Source organism: Streptomyces typhae (genome assembly GCF_009755605.1).
GTDB lineage: Bacteria > Actinomycetota > Actinomycetes > Streptomycetales > Streptomycetaceae > Streptomyces > Streptomyces typhae.
In genome coordinates, this window is the sequence record NZ_WPNZ01000022.1 from 147,364 (window position 1) to 163,521 (window position 16,158).

The 16,158-nt window shown below is 74.8% G+C and carries 12 protein-coding genes; 10 read left to right on the forward strand and 2 right to left on the reverse strand.

The annotated features are described in order from the left end of the window. The first annotated feature begins 13 nt into the window (after window positions 1-13). The 6 genes from GPA10_RS32080 to GPA10_RS32105 all read left to right on the forward strand — a co-directional run bounded on the left by GPA10_RS32080 (window position 14) and on the right by GPA10_RS32105 (window position 8,662). Window positions 14-622 carry a DUF6309 family protein gene (locus GPA10_RS32080; protein ID WP_198351765.1) on the forward strand — a complete coding sequence of 203 codons (609 nt, stop codon included), beginning with the start codon at window positions 14-16 and terminating at the stop codon, window positions 620-622. Then, the gene (locus GPA10_RS32085) at window positions 619-4,869 is read left to right on the forward strand and encodes an SDR family oxidoreductase (protein WP_157168524.1); all 4,251 of its coding nucleotides are present in this window, start codon (window positions 619-621) and stop codon (window positions 4,867-4,869) included. The genes GPA10_RS32080 and GPA10_RS32085 overlap by 4 nt, the downstream gene beginning before the upstream one ends. Before the next feature lie 73 nt (window positions 4,870-4,942). Further along, window positions 4,943-6,199: an aspartate aminotransferase family protein gene (locus tag GPA10_RS32090; protein WP_157168525.1), complete on the forward strand. Its 1,257-nt coding sequence runs from the start codon at window positions 4,943-4,945 to the stop codon at window positions 6,197-6,199. Window positions 6,200-6,256: 57 nt separating this feature from the next. Further along, window positions 6,257-7,096, forward strand: coding sequence for a TauD/TfdA family dioxygenase (locus tag GPA10_RS32095; protein ID WP_157168526.1), 840 nt, complete (start codon window positions 6,257-6,259; stop codon window positions 7,094-7,096). Then, a complete protein-coding gene (locus GPA10_RS32100) occupies window positions 7,093-7,851 on the forward strand; it encodes an SDR family oxidoreductase (RefSeq protein ID WP_058846478.1) in 759 nt (252 codons plus the stop codon). The genes GPA10_RS32095 and GPA10_RS32100 overlap by 4 nt, the downstream gene beginning before the upstream one ends. Before the next feature lie 4 nt (window positions 7,852-7,855). Then, complete coding sequence (locus GPA10_RS32105; protein ID WP_107450145.1) at window positions 7,856-8,662, forward strand: class I SAM-dependent methyltransferase; 807 nt, start codon at window positions 7,856-7,858, stop codon at window positions 8,660-8,662. On the opposite strand, the gene GPA10_RS32110 is transcribed toward GPA10_RS32105, so the two are convergent. Next, window positions 8,649-10,358 (reverse strand): dihydroxyacetone kinase subunit DhaK, encoded by a 1,710-nt coding sequence (locus tag GPA10_RS32110; RefSeq protein WP_343041558.1) that lies wholly within the window; start codon window positions 10,356-10,358, stop codon window positions 8,649-8,651. The two genes, GPA10_RS32105 and GPA10_RS32110, sit on opposite strands and share 14 nt — an antisense overlap. 264 nt (window positions 10,359-10,622) lie before the next feature. On the opposite strand from GPA10_RS32110, the gene GPA10_RS32115 reads away from it, so the two are divergent. The 4 genes from GPA10_RS32115 to GPA10_RS32130 all read left to right on the forward strand — a co-directional run bounded on the left by GPA10_RS32115 (window position 10,623) and on the right by GPA10_RS32130 (window position 14,091). Further along, complete coding sequence (locus GPA10_RS32115) at window positions 10,623-11,411, forward strand: helix-turn-helix domain-containing protein (RefSeq protein WP_157168528.1); 789 nt, start codon at window positions 10,623-10,625, stop codon at window positions 11,409-11,411. Between the two features lie 158 nt (window positions 11,412-11,569). Then, on the forward strand, window positions 11,570-11,845 hold the full coding sequence (locus GPA10_RS32120; RefSeq protein ID WP_058846475.1) for a hypothetical protein: 276 nt from the start codon (window positions 11,570-11,572) through the stop codon (window positions 11,843-11,845). Next, window positions 11,835-12,890 (forward strand): polyprenyl synthetase family protein, encoded by a 1,056-nt coding sequence (locus GPA10_RS32125; protein WP_157168529.1) that lies wholly within the window; start codon window positions 11,835-11,837, stop codon window positions 12,888-12,890. The genes GPA10_RS32120 and GPA10_RS32125 overlap by 11 nt, the downstream gene beginning before the upstream one ends. 40 nt (window positions 12,891-12,930) lie before the next feature. Next, window positions 12,931-14,091 carry an oxygenase MpaB family protein gene (locus tag GPA10_RS32130; protein ID WP_157168530.1) on the forward strand — a complete coding sequence of 387 codons (1,161 nt, stop codon included), beginning with the start codon at window positions 12,931-12,933 and terminating at the stop codon, window positions 14,089-14,091. Between the two features lie 135 nt (window positions 14,092-14,226). Here the strand turns inward: GPA10_RS32130 and GPA10_RS32135 are convergent, their stop codons facing one another. Then, window positions 14,227-15,348 carry a cobalamin B12-binding domain-containing protein gene (locus tag GPA10_RS32135; protein WP_157168550.1) on the reverse strand — a complete coding sequence of 374 codons (1,122 nt, stop codon included), beginning with the start codon at window positions 15,346-15,348 and terminating at the stop codon, window positions 14,227-14,229. Window positions 15,349-16,158: the final 810 nt, after the last annotated feature.

Genomic DNA, 16,158 nt, shown 5'->3' on the forward strand with positions numbered 1-16,158 from the left:
AAGGACGGCGCACATGCACATCACCGGCCCCACCACTTTCGACGAGGTCCTCGAGCACTTCCGCCGGGACCACTCCGTCGCGCTCGACCACGAGGTGAACACCAACCAGGACGCCGACAGCGCGCTGCGCCTGGCCGACGCCACCTTCGGCACCTGGTCGAAGATCCGGCTCTCCCGCGACGACGTCCGCTCAGTGCTGCTGCCCTGGCACCTCGGCTGCGGCGGCGGGCGCGAACTCGTGCCCCGCACCGGCCTCACCGTGGGCCAGGCTGCGGACCTGCTGCGCGCGGACGACGCGGGCTTCCGGGCGGCCAACCCCGTCTGCACCGCCAAGGTCGACCGGTTCCGCACGACCCCGTTCACCTCCATCTTCCTCACCACCCGCCCCATCCCGCACGACCACTACGCGGACCTGCCCACCGACGACGGCCTGGTCCACCTCGACGGCCTGCACCGCCTGCTCGCCTGGGAGCTGTCCGGACGCCTGTCGCCGCGCGCGGAGCTGCCCGCCCGCATCGCCGGTGACCTCACCCCGCTCGCCGCGACCGCCAACGGCGGCACGAGCGGCACCCCCACGAGCGACAGCGCACCGAACGTCACCACCGGAGGTCCACGCATATGACGCGAGCGATGCGCTCCCCCGCCTCGCCGTCCGACACCCCGCCCCCCGCACCGCCTTGTGCCACGCCGCCCGACCACCCGCGGGCCACCCTGCCCGACCTGCTCCTGCACAACGCCCGCACCCACCCGGACAGGACCGCGCTCAGCGACGGGACCCGCACCCTCGACCACCGCGGGCTCGACGCCGTCGCCGCCCACGTCGCGGCCCGCCTCGCCGCCCTCGACGCCGTGCGCGGCGACCGGGTGGCGCTGCTCGGCCCGCGGGACGCCCGCATGGTCGCGCTGCTGCACGGCGTGCTGCGGGCGGGAGCCACCGCCGTCCTGGTCGACCCGGAGTGGAGCCCCCGCGACGTCCACCGGCGCCTGGACGCCGTCAAGGTGCGCCACGTCCTCAGCACCACCGCCGACCTGCGCGCACCCGAGCCGTACGGCACCGCGTACGTGGACGTCGACGCGCTGCCCGCGCTCCCAGCGACCGCACCGGCACCGGCACCGCCCTGCGCGCCGGACGACCTCGCCTACCTGTCCTTCACCTCCGGGTCCAGCGGGGAGCCCAAGGCCGTCGCGGTCACCCACGCCAACGCGGTGCACTACGCGCTCGCCCTGCGCGACAGGCTCGGCCTCACCGGGGCGGACGCGCCGTGCGTCGCCCACGTCACCACCCTGGCCGCCGACCTCGGGCACACCTCGTGGCTGCTCGCCCTCGCGACCGGGGGCTCGGTGCACGTCGTGCCCGACGCGCGGACGCGCGACCCGGAGGCGTTCTGGGCCTGTCTGCGCGCGGCCGGGGTGAGTGTGCTCAAGACGACGCCCTCGCATCTGACGGCCCTCCTCGCGGGCCGGCCCGCGGACGCGCCCGCCCTCGACACGATCCTGCTGGGCGGGGAGGCGCTGCCCCGGTCGCTTGCGGCGGGACTGCTCGACGACGGGATCGCCGCCCGCGTCGCCAACCACTACGGGCCGACCGAGACCACCGTCGGCGCCACCTGCTTCCTCGCCGCCACCGCTGCCGAACTGCCCGCCGACGAGCCCACCGTGCCCATCGGCACCGCGATCGGCGACGTCGAACTGCGGCTGGTGCCCGACGTCCCCGGCGCCGCGGAGGGCGAGCTGTACATCGGCGGCCGGGGCGTGAGCGCCGGGTACTACGGCCGCCCGTACGAGACATCGCGCCGCTTCGTCGCCCACGAGGGGCGGCGGATGTACCGCACGGGCGACGTGTGCCGCCGCCGGGCGGACGGCGCTCTCGTCTTCGTCGGCCGCTCGGACCGCCAGGTCAAGGTGCGGGGCTTCCGCGTCGACCCCGCCGAGATCGAGCGGGCCATCGAGGAGTTCCCCGGCGTCGGCCAGGGCGCGGTGATCGTGCGCGCGACCCCGGCGGGCAGTCAGCTCCTGGCCGCCGTGCGGCTGGCCGCCGGGCGCGACGAGGAGGACACGCTCGCCGCGCTCCGCACCCATCTGCACGACCGGTTACCGGGCTACTCCGTGCCGCAGCCCGTCCTCGCGCTGCCGGAGTTCCCCTTCGGCGCCAACGGCAAGCTGGACCGCGCGCGCCTGAGCGGCATCGTGTCCGGCCTCATCGAGTCCCGGGCCCGCACCGCCCGGCCCGAGCCGTCCGTCCCGCGGTCACCCGCGGACCGCACCGCGGCGTCCCTGGCGCACGCCGTGTGCGAGCTGTGGGCGGACGCCCTCGGCCTGCCCGTGGTGGACCCGCACGCCGACGTCCTGAGCCTCGGCGGGGACTCGATCCTCGCGATGCGCACCGTCGCCTTCCTGCGCCGGCGCGGCCACCGCGTGGCGTTCGAGGACTTCTACGAGCATCCGACGCCCACGCGCCTCGCCGCGGTCGCCGCGTCGTCGCGGCGGCGCCCCCAGGCGCGTACGGGAACGACGGCCGCCGAGCCGCAGCATCCGGCCCCCGCCCAGCGGTGGCTGTTCCGGCAGCCCGTCGACGAGCCGCGGCACTGGAACCAGTCGGTGCTCCTGAGGTGCCGCGAGCGTGTGGACGCCGCCGCCCTGGCGCGGGCGGTCGAGGCCGTCCTGCACCGGCACACCGCGCTGCGCAGGCCCATCGGCCCCGGCGGCCCGGGACCGCTGCGCCCCGCGGGCGACCTGGACGCGGTGAGCCACTCGCGGGTGCGCAAGGAGGAGCCGCCGTCGGAGGTGGTCGGCGCGGTCTGTACCGAGCTGCACCGCTCCCTGGACCCGGAGGCCGGGCGCCTCCTTCGGGTGCACCTGTTCGGGGGCGGCCCCGGCGTCGACGACCGGATCGCGCTGATCGCCCATCACCTCGTGGTGGACGGCCTGTCCTGGCGCATCCTGCTCGACGACCTCGCCGCCGCCTACCGCGCCGAGTCGGCCGGGCGGCGGGCCGGACTCCCGCCGACCGCCGACTTCTACGCCTGGGCCGCGACCGCGCCCCGGGCCGGCGCCGCCAGGCCCGCTGTCGCGCCTCGGCTCCCGGTGGACGACGCCACGTCCGGCACCGAACCGGCGACCCTCGTCTGGAGCCTCGACGAGCGGGCGACGAGCCGCCTCGTCGAGCGCCACGGCCGTGCCCAGCGCCTGGAGGCCCTGCTGCTCGGCGCGTTCGCCGACGCCACCCTCGCCTGGAGCGGCCTGGGCAGCCTCGGCGTGGAGGTGGAGACCCACGGCCGCGGCACCGACGGCGCGGACGGGCAGTACCTGGACACGGTGGGCTGGTTCACCGCCGTCAAGTGGCTGGCCGTCGACGCCGGGGGCGGCACGGAGCGGGACGTGTCACTGATCGAGGACTTGGTGCGGCAGGCGCCCCAGCTCCCCATGGACGTCGAAGGGGCCCGCCCCGAGGCGGCGTTCAACTTCCTGGGCACGTTCCGGCTGCCCGACGAGCCCTCCCTCGACTGGACGGTCGCCGACGAGCAGGCGGGGGCGGCCCGCTGCAACACCGGGGACTCCCTCTACCGGCTGCGGCTCACCGCCCGGATCGTCGACGGCCGTCTGGTGACCGACCTGGTGTACGCCTGGCCCCGGCTCTCGCACGACAGCGCGGAGCGGATCACCGGCGCGTTCTCCCGCCGGGTCGCCGCCGCCGCCGACGCCGAACCGCCGCCGTACGTCAGGGCGCCGGTGTCCACGTCGGGCCAGTTGCTGCACACGGGCGTCATACCCTCGCGGGGCCACTGGAGCGTGGTGCGCGAGCCGGTCTCCGTGCTCCTGACCGGCGCGACCGGCTATCTGGGCGGCCACGTGCTCGACGAGCTGGTCGGGCGCGGCGCCCACGTGACCTGTCTGGTGCGCGGCGCCGGTGACGCCGCGGCGGCGCGCCGCCTCGGGGGCGCCGACGTGGTCTCCGGGGACATCACCGCCGAGGGCCTCGGCCTGACCCCGGCGGGGCTCGCACGGGCCCGCGAGGCCCAGGTCGTCGTGCACGCCGCCGCGGACGTCCGCCTGGTCGCCTCGCCCGCCGAGCTGGAGGACACCAACCACACCGCGGTACGGCGTCTGTTGTACTGGATCGACACCCACACCCCCGGGGCCCGCTTCCACCACGTCTCCACGCTCGCCGTCTCGGGCGAGGTGGAGGGTCCGGCGCGTCGCTTCAGCGAGGCCGACCTGCGCATCGGGCAGGGCTTCCGCACCCCGTACGAGAAGGCGAAGTTCCACGCCGAGGAGACCGTGCGCGCCTGGGCCGCCGCCGGCCGGCACGCCTGTGTGCACCGCAGCGGCCACATCGCGGCGCACAGCCTGACCGGGGCGTTCCAGCGCAACGTCGCGGACAACCGGATCTATCAGACCGTGCGCGGCTACGTACTCGCCGGGGCCGCGCCGAGCCGCCCTTCGACCACGTTCGAGTTCTCCCACGTGGACACGGTGGCGGCGGGGATCGCGGCGCTCGCGGTCCACCCGTACGCGGCACCCGGCGTCTACCACGTCGAGTCGCCGCACACCGTCGCCCACGACGAGCTGGTGGCGTGGATGGTCCGGCACGGCTACCCGGTCCGGCTCACGGACGACGCCACGTTCGCCGCGGCCCTGGCCCGCGCGGAGCGGCACCATCCGACCGTGGCCCGGCTCGCCTCGACCTGGTCGCAGCTCGGCGACCGCAACGTCGTCGTCGACAGCGCGTGGACGCAGTCCGTCCTCGACCGGCTCGGGGTGCGGTTCACCGAACCGACTGCCGAGTGGTGGTCGGCCGCCCTGTCCTGGGCCGCCGACCAGGGCTTCCTGCCGCACCGCTCCCCGGTGCCCGCCGACCCGGCGCTGTGACCGCGACCCGGCCGACGACTCCCACGACTTCCCGGCTCCCTCAGCTCCCCCCGATCTCCTAGGAAGTGACGCGATGCCCCAGCTTTCCCCGGTGCTCAAGCAGGCCACGCCCGTGGTCGCCACCCGCGGTGAGGGGATGTACCTGTACGACGCCGACGACCGGCGCTATCTCGACTTCACCGCCGGCGTCGGCGTGACCAACACCGGCCACTGCCACCCGCGGGTCGTCGAGGCGGTGCGGCAGCAGGCGGGACAGCTCATCCACGGCCAGTACACGACCGTGCTGCACGACGGTCTCCTCACCCTGACCGAGCGCCTGGGCGAGGTGCTGCCGGACGGCCTGGACTCGGTGTTCTACCTCAACTCCGGCAGCGAGGCCGTGGAGGCGGCCCTGCGCCTCGCCCGGCAGGCCACCGGCCGGCAGAACGTGATCGTGTTCGACGGCTCCTTCCACGGGCGCACCATGGGAGCGGCGGCCCTGACCACCGCGGGCACCCGCTTCCGCGCCGGGATCGGCCCGCTGATGCCGGGCGTCGCGGTGGCGCCGTTCCCGCACGCCTTCGGCCTCGGACTGAGCGAGGAGGCGGCCGTCGAGCACGCGCTGCGCGGCCTCGACCACGTCCTGGCCACGGTGAGCGCGCCCGCCGAGACCGCCGCGATCTTCGTCGAACCGGTCCTGGGCGAGGGCGGTTACGTGCCCGCGCCGCCCGGCTTCCTCGCGGGGCTGCGGGAGCGCGCGGACCGGCACGGGATGCTCCTCGTCCTCGACGAGATCCAGACCGGCTTCGGCCGCACCGGGCGGTTCTGGGCCCACCAGCACTCCGCCGGTGTCACACCGGACGTACTGATCACCGCCAAGGGCCTCGCCAGCGGCTTCCCGCTGTCGGCGATCGCCGCGCCCGTCGAGCTGATGGGCCGCGCCTGGCCGGGGTCGCAGGGCGGGACCTACGGCGGCAACGCCGTGGCGTGCGCCGCCGCGCTCGCCACCCTCGACGTCATCGAGGACGAGGGCCTGGTGGCCAACGCCGCCGAGCAGGGCCGCCGCCTCGCCGACGGGCTGCGCAAGACCGCAGCCGACGTCCCGGCCATCGCCGACGTCCGCGGCAGGGGCCTGATGCTGGCCAGCGAGTTCCGCGCGCCCGACGGCTCCCCGGACGCCGATCTCGCCCGGAGGGTGCAGGGCGCCGCCTCGGAGGCGGGACTCCTGCTGCTGACCTGCGGGGTGCACGGCAACGTCGTACGGATGATCCCGGCGCTCGTCGTCACCGCCGAGCAGGTCGACGAGGCCCTCGCGCTGTGGTCCACCGCCGTCGCCGAGGCGGTCCGGTGACCTCTCGCCGCAGGACCGCCCCCGTTCCGTACGCCTTCAGAAGGGACTGAACACGCCATGACGGGAACCACGATCGACGACATCGGCTGGACCAGCGAGTACCTGGAGTCCGCACGCGACGTCTGGTCGCTGTCGGTCTCCGACGACGACCGGCGCCTGCTGTGGGCGGACTCGCTGGCGGGGCGCTGGGGCGCGGGCGGGGCGGCGTACACGGCCGTGCGCTCCTTCATCCGCAGCAGCCTCGACGCCGTGGGCTTCGTGAACGTACGCAACGTCATGTCCCCGGACGCCTCCGACGCCGACCTCATCACCGGTCTTTCCTTCGTCCTCGACGAGATCGGCGGGGCCATCCCGCAGAACGCCCAGGGCGACCTGTGGACCGTCCTGCGCGACCGCGACGGCGACGGCAACACCGAGCTCGGCTTCCACTGCGACACCTGCGACCTGCTCGTCCTGCTGTGTCTGCGGCCGGCGGCGGACGGCGGCGGCATGACCAAGCTGGCCAGCGCCCGGCACGTGTACGACATCATCCAACGGGAGCGCCCGGACGTCCTCGCCCTGTTGCAGGAGGAGTGGCGCTTCGACCGCACCGGCCGCGCGGGCCAGCAGATCGTCACCACCCCCATCCTGTTCACCCAGGACGACGGGACGGTCGGCTGCTACTACCAGACCCGTACGGTACGGGCCTCGGCGCAGCTCGACGCCCGGCAGCTCGACGCACTCGACTACCTGGACGAGGTGCTCTACCGGCCGGAGATCGCCTTCGGCCTCAAGCTCGGCGCGGGCGATCTGCTGATGATCCGCAACAGCCGGGTGCTGCACGGGCGTTCCCCGTACGTGGACGTCCCCGGGCCTGAGGCCCGCCGGATCCTGCGCGCCTGGATGAACGAGCGGTGAGCGGCGGCGAGGGGAGGATCGGGGTCGTCACGGGTGGCGGCAGCGGCCTCGGGCGTGCCGCCGCGCTCGCCCTGCTCGACCGGGGCTGGTCGCTTGCGCTCGCCGGGCGGCGCAAGCAGACCCTGGAGGAGACGGCGGCCCTCTCCGGTGCCGCCGCGGACCGGGTGATCGCGGTGCCCACCGACATCAGCGACCCGGACCAGGTCGCGGCCCTGTTCCGCACGGTCGGCGATCACTTCGGCCGGCTCGACCTGCTGTTCAACAACGCGGGCGCGGCCGTCCCGCGCAGACCGGTCCCGGACGTGGCGCCCGCCGACTGGAACACCATCATCGCCACCACGGTCACCGGGACCTTCCTCTGCTCCCAGGAGGCGTTCCGGATGATGCGCGACCAGTCCCCGCAGGGCGGCCGCATCATCAACAACGGCGCCCCGTCCGCCTACGCGCCCCGCCCGCACGCCATCGCCTACACCACGGCCAAGCACGCGGTGCTCGGCATCACCCGGGGCCTGTCCCTGGACGGCCGCCCCTACAACATCTCCTGCGGCCAGATCGACGTGGGCAACGTGACCCCGGTGGACGGCAGTCCGCAGCCGCCCTCGATGCAGGGTGACGGCACGATGGCCGTCGAGGCGACCATCCCGGTGGAGCGCTTCACCGACGCGCTGCTGCTGATGGCGTCGATGCCGGCGGACACCAACGTGCAGTCCCTCACGGTGCTGCCCACGACCATGCCCTACATCGGGAGGGGGTGACGCGATGCTGGTCAGCGCCCGGTCCTTCGACGAATACCGGGCCATGTTCGCGCTCACGGACGACGATCTCGGACAGCGGATCCTCGACTGCCCCGGCGGGGCCGCGAGCTTCGTGGCCGAGGCCGGGGCACGGGGCGTCGACGCGGTCGCCGTCGATCCGCAGTACGGTCCTGAACGGGATGTGCTCGGCGCCCTCGCGCTGCGCGAGATCGAGCACAAACACGCGTACGTGGCCGACAACGCGGGGGGCTTCGTCTGGGACTGGTTCGGCAGCCCCGAGCGCTACACCCGGCTGCGGGCCGGGTCGGCGCGCGCCTTCACCGCCGACATCGCGGCCCGCCCCGACCGCTATGTCGCCGGGGCGCTGCCGCACCTGCCCTTCCCCGACCGCTCCTTCGACCTCGTCCTCAGTTCGCACCTGCTGTTCTCCTACGGGGCGCAGTTCGGCGAGGACTTCCATCTGAGCGCGCTGATAGAGCTGGTGCGGGTGGCACGCCGTGCGGTGCGCCTCTTCCCGGTGGTGCTGCACACGAGCGACCAGCGCTACCCGGCCCTGGACCGGCTGCGTGCCGAGCTGGCGGGTCTTGGCGTGCCCTCGCGCCTCGACCGGGTCGGCTACGCGTTCCAGCCGGGCGGCGACGAGGTCCTCGTCCTCGACGCCACCGCCCCCGGACCGCTGCCCGCCACCCGTCCGGGCGGGGACGCCCGCGACCCGGTGCGGTGGCGGCATCTGGGGGCGGCGGCAGGGCCCGCGTCCGCGACGGGCGGGGCGGGCCCGGTGCAGCGCCCGCCCGGGGTCAGTGCGCGGTGATGTGCCCGGGTGCGGGGAGCCGGGTGGCCGTGGCCGGTTCGTGCACGTCGGCCAGCGCGGTGTAGAGCAGGGCCACCCCGAGGGCGCCGGGGTCGGGCACGCCGAGGGCGTGGTCGCCGACGTAGCTCGCCCGGCCCCGGCGCGCCCGCAGCGTGGCGGTGGCCAGGGCGCCGCGGACGGCGGCCTCCGCGGCGCAGGTGAGCGGCGCGTCGGCGGCCTCCGGGGGTGGCGAGGCGAGGGTGTCGGCGGCGGTGGCGAGGGCGTCGACGAGGGTGCAGTCGCCGGGTGCCGCGCCACCGACCCGGCCGATCGCGGCGAGCGCGCCGGAGGTGGCGTCGGCGAGCCCCCGCAGCGTCGGCGCCCGGCCGTCGGCGGGCGAGACGGCGGCCAGGTGCTGGAAGAGCAGCCCGAACAGCGGGCCGCTGGTGCCGCCCACCTCGTCGAGGAAGACGTGGGCGAGCGCGGCCGTGCCCTCGACGCCGGTCTCGTCGGCGTGGCGGACGGCTCGACGGACGCCGCCCGCGAGGTTGTCGCCGAAGTCGCCGTCCCCGACGAGCTGGTCGAGCTTGGTGAGGTTGTCACGGACCTGCGTGACGATCTCCGCGTACCGGTCGAGCACCGCACGGCTGCCGTGCTCGCGCCCGGCCGGTGCCGGAGCGGGCGCCGCCGGCTCCGCGGCCGGGCCGGGGGCCGCGGCGACGACACGCTCGGGGAAGGTCAGCGGGGTGTCCGTGTCGGCGTCCCACAGGTCCGTCCAGCCCTCTTCGAGCCGCGTCAGGGTGAGCGAGAAACCGGCCATGTCCAGGGCGGCGGTGTAGGTGCCCGGGACCACGAGGGCGGTGCGGACGCCGCGTTCGGCGAGCAGGTCCACGAGGAGGGCGCTGATGGCGTGCAGCTCCAGGCTGGTGGTGGCGCCCAGGCCGTTGACGAGGGCGAGCACCTCGTCGTGACCGGGAGGAAGCGCCGCGAGGAGTTCGTCCGCCATCTGGCGCACCAGGGTGTCGACGGGCGGGCGGGCCATGGTGCGGACACCGCGTTCGCCGTGGATGCCGACACCGTATTCGAGGATGCCCGCGGGCAGGTCGAAGGCGGGCACGCCGGTCGTCGGCGAGGTCTGCGCGCGGGCGGCGACGGCGAGGCTGCGCGAGCGGGACACGATCCGGGAGCCGAGCGCGGCCAGTTCCTCCAGACCGGCGCCGCGGTCGGCGGCGGCGCCGAGCAGCTTCTCCACCACCACCGTGGCGGCGGTGCCGCGGCGGCCGGTCGCGCTGTCCGCGATGTCGGTGGCCAGGTCGTCGTCGACCAGGACCGACGCCACGGGAATGCCGTCGTGACGCAGGCGTTCGGCCGCGATCCCGAAGTTGATGACGTCACCGGTGTAGTTCTTCACGACGAGCAGGACGCCGTCCCGCTTGGCGGTCGCCCGGCCCGCCTCGTAGATCTGCCGGTTGTGCGGGGAGGCGAAGACCTGCCCCGGACACACCGCGTCGAGGCCGCCGTGCCCCAGCAGCCCGGTGTGCAGCGGCTCGTGCCCGGCCCCGCCGCCCGACACCAGGGCCACACGCCGGTCGGGGTGCGGTGAGCGCGCGGTCAGATACAGCGGGGTGTCGTGCACCGCGATCGTGTCCGGGTGGGTCAGGGCGAGGCCGCGGGCCGCGGTCGGCACCGCGTCGTTCTCCGGCAGGAAGTAGGTCACGGGATGAACCTCCAAGGGCGTACGGGCAGGGCGCATGCGGAATCACCCGGCGGTGCGGTGACCGCCCGGCCCGGCGCCGTTGCGGCCCCACCATGACCGCCGACGACCGGCCACCATCGGAACCCTACAGTTCCGGTACTCTCGGGTGCCGGTTCTCAGGCGCCGCCGCCCCGGTGCCACCTGCGTCCTTTCCACGGCCGTGACCAGCGCACTCGCCCGCTCCCCCACCTTGGCGCAGCGCTGAATTTACTGGAGCTTTGCCTTATGGATGCCCGTCGTCAGGACCTCGGGCGGATGGTGTGCGCCTGGCGCGCGGCCCGCCCGCCGGAGTCGGTCCCGAGCCTGGTGCCGGGCCGGGGGCGGCGCGCCCGCCTCACCCAGCTCGACGTGGCACTGCTCCTCGGCGTCTCCGAGCGCTGGTACCGCGCCCTGGAGAGCGGCGAGGACCGGCCCTACAGCAGGGAGTTCGTCGACGGCGTGGTCCGCGTCCTCGGCCTCGGGCCCGCCCAGGCCGCCGCGCTGCACCGGGGCACCGGCCACACCCCGCCGCGCCCCGAGCCCGCGGACCCGTCCCCCGGACTGCTGGACCTGGTGCGCCGGCAGCACTGCGTCAGCTTCCTGTGCGACGCGGCCTGGGACGTCGTCCACGCGAACGACATCGCGGCCCGCCACTGCCCCTGGCTCGTGCGCCCCGGAGCCAACGTCATGATCTGGGCGTTCTCCGAGGAGTCCCGCTATCAGCTCCGCGACTGGCAGAGCTACTGGGCCGGGCCCCTCCTCGGGCAGCTCCGGCTGTCCTGGCAGCACGGCGGCGCGAACCCCCGCCTGGACGAGGTCGTGCGCACCGTCCGCGGCGCGCCGGAGACGGAACGCCTCTGGCGGTCCCACACCCCCACGGGCGCCTTCCCCCTCGGCACTCCGCGCCCCATGTACCTGCCCCTGTTCTCCCCGCGCCCGACGGACGTCCGCATCGCCGCCTGCGTGCCGTGCGACGCCCCGCACACCCGCTGGATCATGCTGACTCCGGCGGACGGCACGGCGACCCTGCCGTGACGGGCGCGTGCGCGGGCGCCGACGGCCGGGCTCCGCACACGCGGCCGAGCCGATCACCCGATCGTGAGTTCCCCCCACCCCCGGCCCGCCGTCACGCGACGCTGGCACGAGCGGCAGGCAACCGGCGCCGCGTGGACATGCTGTCGTCGGGAGGTGCCATGGCACAGGAGTCGGAGCGGCGCGAAGGCCTGGACGAACAGGCGGTCCTGCTGGCGGCGGGACTCGCCGACCTCGCCGTGAGCACGGTGGGTTCGGCCCTCGGCACGGTGCGGGGGCTGCTGCGGCGCGCGGACACCGCGGAGCTCGCGGCCGAGGCCGGACACGACCTGCTGGCGCGCGGGCGCCTCGTGCTCGACCGGTACGCGCTGCCCCCGGCCCACCTGGAGATCCTGGCCGGGCACGCGCGGACGCGGCGGGCCGCCGATGAGCGCTGAGAAGTGGGATCCTGCCGCGTTCAAGGCCCGCGTCGACGAGGTCCTTCGCCGGTACGTCGCCGATGAGGCCGACCGGTTCGCCGCCATCGACCCGGCCCTCGGTCCGGTGGCCGAGCAGGTCGAGTCGGCGGTCGTGGACGGCAAGCGATTACGGGCGGCGTTCTGCTACTGGGGCTGGCGCGGCGTGGGACAGCCGGACAGCGAGGCGCTGGTGCGCGCGGCGGCCTCCATGGAACTGGTGCACGCCGCGGCGGTCGTGCACGACGACCTCATCGACGACAGCCCGCTGCGGCACGGCCGGCCCACCGCGCACATCGCCCTGCGCGCCGCCGTGCGCCGCCGCCCGCGCTCCCTCACCGCCGCCAGGTCCCTCGCCCTCCTGGTGGGCGACCTTCTCATGGGCCTGGCCGGGCAGCTGTTCGTCACCAGTGGGCTGCCCGCCGCGTATCTGGCGCGGGCCCGTCCACTATGGTTCGTCCTCGCGCGGGAGCTGATCGCGGGCGAGTGCCTGGAGATCCTGCGCACCGGCGCCGAACCGGACACCACCGCCTCGCTGAAGGTCATCCGGTACAAGACCGCCAAGTACACCGTCGAACAGCCCCTGTTGATCGGCGGCGCCCTCGGCGGCGCCGGTGAGCGCCTGTGCGCGGGCTATCGCGCGTACGGGCTGCCGCTGGGCGAGGCCTTCCAGCTCCGCGACGACCTCCTCGGCCTGTTCGGCAGCCCCTCCCGCACCGGCAAGGCCAACGCCGACGACGTACGCGGACACCGTCCGACGGCCCTCCTCGCCGAGACGTGGCGCATGGCCGGTGACGACGAGCGGCGGCTGCTGCGCGGCCTCCTGGGGCGGCGCGACGTGGACGAGGAGGACCTGCGGGCGGTGCGCGAGGTGATGCTCCGGCTCGAGGCGCCCGACCGTATCGAGCACATGATCTCCGCCCGCGTCGAGGAGGCACTCGGCGCTCTGCACGAGCTGCACGTACCCGCGGGCGCCACCGCGGCCCTCACCGCGCTCGCGCACTCGGCGACGGTCCGCCCGTCCTGACGTACCCGCGACGATCCCACGGAAGACGAGGAGTCCGGCATTGACCCGTACCGAGGCATCGATGGACGCCCTGCGGACGGTGGGCGACGAACTCGCCGACGCCACCGTCGCCACGCTCTTCGACCGGGGCGAGGTGGGCAAGTTCAACACGCTGATGCGCTACGTCTCCACCGCGGGCGCACCGCTCCCCGACGGGCTGCCCGCCGTCGCCCGCGAGTACCTGGAGGCGACCGCCGCCCCGCCGTCCTGGGTGGACTGGGGCGAGATGGAGAAGGCGCGGCTGTTCTTCATCGACAACAACGTGCACATCTCCACCGCGCTGTCCTTCGCCTCCATGCCCGCCTGTTACGTCGTCCCCCACGTGGCGAGGCTCCTCTCGGCCACGCACTCGCTGAAGTACCCCTCCAAACGCATGGCGGAGACCGGCCAGTTCACCGTCCACCTCATGCAGCCCGACGCCTTCGAGGCCGGCAGCCGCTTCATCCCCGCCGCCCAGAAGGTCCGCCTCCTGCACGCCTCGATCCGCCACCACCTCAAGCGCGAGGACCGGTGGGACACGGCCGCGCTCGGGACCCCGATCTGCCAGGAGGACATGATCGGCGGGCAGATGTTCTTCTCCCTGCTCGTCCTCGACAGCCTGCACCGCCTCGGCGTCCACATGTCCACCGAGGGCGCGGAGGCCTACTACTACGCCTGGCGCGTCGTCGGAGCGATGCTCGGCGTCGACCAGGACGCCGTACCCGAGTCGCTCGACGAGGCCCGCGCGTTCCTCGACCTGTACATGGTCCGGCACATGGGCCCTTCGGACGAGGGCGTCCACCTGACGCGGCAACTCATCGAGTTGTACGAGGAGGTGGTGCCCGGCACCTTCATGGATCCCGTCGTCTCCGCCCTCGTACGCCATCTCGTCGGCGACACCTGCGGGGACTGGCTACAGGTCCCACGGACCCGGTGGGACACCGTCGTCAAGGCCCTGCCGCACCTCCTCGGTGTCCTGGAGACCGTCGAGGACCGCTCCCCGCTCGGGGCCTGGGCCCTGGACCGGATCGGCCACCTCACCACCGTCCTCGAACTGTCCTCCCTCACCCGGGGACGCGTCATGCACTACGCCATCCCCGAACAGCTCAAGAAGGACTACGGCGTCTCCAACGCCGTCCCGCACAAGGCCCGGTGGACGCCGCCCGCCGTCACGATCCCCTGACGACTCCCGGGCCGGCCGGTGGGCGGCCGCTGAGTCACACAGGCGTCACCGTGCCGCTCCCCCTGCCGGTGCGACGGGGTGCGGTGGTGGGCCGGGACAGCGTGCGGATCCGGTCGGGCGGTCGGGCCGGGGAGGTCAGGCGTGGGCGGCCAGCGCGACGCGTCCCGAGTCGAGGAGGCGGCGGGCCCGCGGGAAGTCGCGCAGTTGCTCCTCCAGCAGGTCGAGGCCCGAGAGCAGGAAACGGGCGGGGACGGCGCGGGCGGTGAGGACTTCGGCGGTCCAGGTGAGGAACGCGGTGAAGACGTCGTCCGAGTCGACGTACAGGGCGGCGATCAGGAAGTCGACGATGTGGGCGAGGTCCTCCGCGGTGCGCTCGCGCTGCTCGTCGGTGTAGTCCCGCATCGCCGGGAAGCCCCGCTCCATGCGCTGGTAGCTGTCGCGCACCAGGCGCGTGGAGGACTTCGCGACCATCGTGTACTCCTGGTCCGCCAGGTGCACCAGGTCGTCGGCCACCTGGTGGGCGGGCGTCGGCTGCGGCAGCGGCCCCGCGGCGAGCCGGTCGGCGGCGGCGCGTGCGTCGGGCGCCCAGGCGTCGGCGCCCAGCATGCGGGCGTAGCGGCCGTCGGCGCCGAAGGCGAGTCCCCCGGCCATGACCGGGGTACCGGCGGCCTGGACCGCCGTGATGGCGGTGTGGGCCAGGGGCAGCCGGGTGGGCAGGGAACTGGAGAGGCACACCGCGTCCGGTCCGGTGCGGTGGACGTGGCTGATCAGGTGGGCGGTGGGGACCTGCGCGCCCAGGTAGTCCACGTGCCAGCCGCGCAGCCGCAGCGTCTCGGCGACCAGGCGTGCGGGCAGGGCGTGCCACTCCTGGTCCACGCAGGCCACCGTGACCCGGCCGCGGGCGGTTGCGGGGCGGGCCCGGGGCAGGGTGGCGATGACGCGGTCGTTGATGGCGGTGGCGGCGTGCTCGTCGGCCACGCCGATGCGGTTGGCTGCCCACTCGACGCCGACCTTGAACTGGACGGCACCGATGACGTCCAGGAGCACCGCTTCGGGATCGAGCCCCGCGCCAAGGGCGTCGGTGACGACATCGACGGCAGCGTACTCGTCCCCGGCCCGCACGGCGGCCCACAGCTTCTCCGCCCACGGGGTGGCGGTGTCGCGGGCGCGGGGCGAGGCGGGGCGGGTCGCCGCTGCGTCGGGGGTGGTGGAGGGGCGGCCGGGCGCCGCGTCGGGGGTGGAGGGGTGGCCCGGCATGGCGTCGGGGGCGGTGGGGCGACCCGGCGTCGCGTCGGGGGCGGCGGGACGACCCGGCATCGCCTCGGGGGCGGCGGCGGGCTGCCCCGGCGCCGCGGCAGTTCCGGCGGCGGGACGATCCGACACTGCGTCAGTCCGAGCGGCGGGACCATCCGACGCCGCGTCAGTCCGAGCGGCGCGGGGGCCCGACGCCACGTCAGTCCGAGCGGCGCTGGGGCCCGATGCCCTGCCGCCTGTCCGGGCGGCATTGTGGCCAGACGCCCCATCAGGCCCGGTGGGACGTCGGACCGGCGGCCCGTCAATTCCGCCGGTACGAGGACCCGATACCCCGCCTGCCGGAGCGGCACTACGACCAGACGCCTCATCGCTGGCGGCACGACGAACCGGCACCCCGTCAGCCCCCGCACCGCAAGAGCCCGCTACCCCACCGCCTGTCCGGGCTGCGCTATGGCCAGACACCCCATCAGCCCCGACGGGACGACGGCCCGGCCCCTCCTCAGCCCCGCCGACACGAGGACCCGATACCCCGCCTGCCGAAGCGGCACCACGACCAGACGCCCCATCGCTGGCGGCACGACGAACCGGCACCCCGTCAGCCCCCGCACCGCAAGAGCCCGCTACCCCACCGCCTGTCCGGGCTGCGCTATGGCCAGACACCCCATCAGCCCCGACGGGACGACGGACCGGCCCCTCCTCAGCCCCGCCGACACGAGGACCCGATACCCCGCCTGCCGAAGCGGCACCACGACCAGACGCCCCATCGCTCCCGGCGGCACGACGAACCGGCGCCCCGTCGGCGCGAGCGCCCGA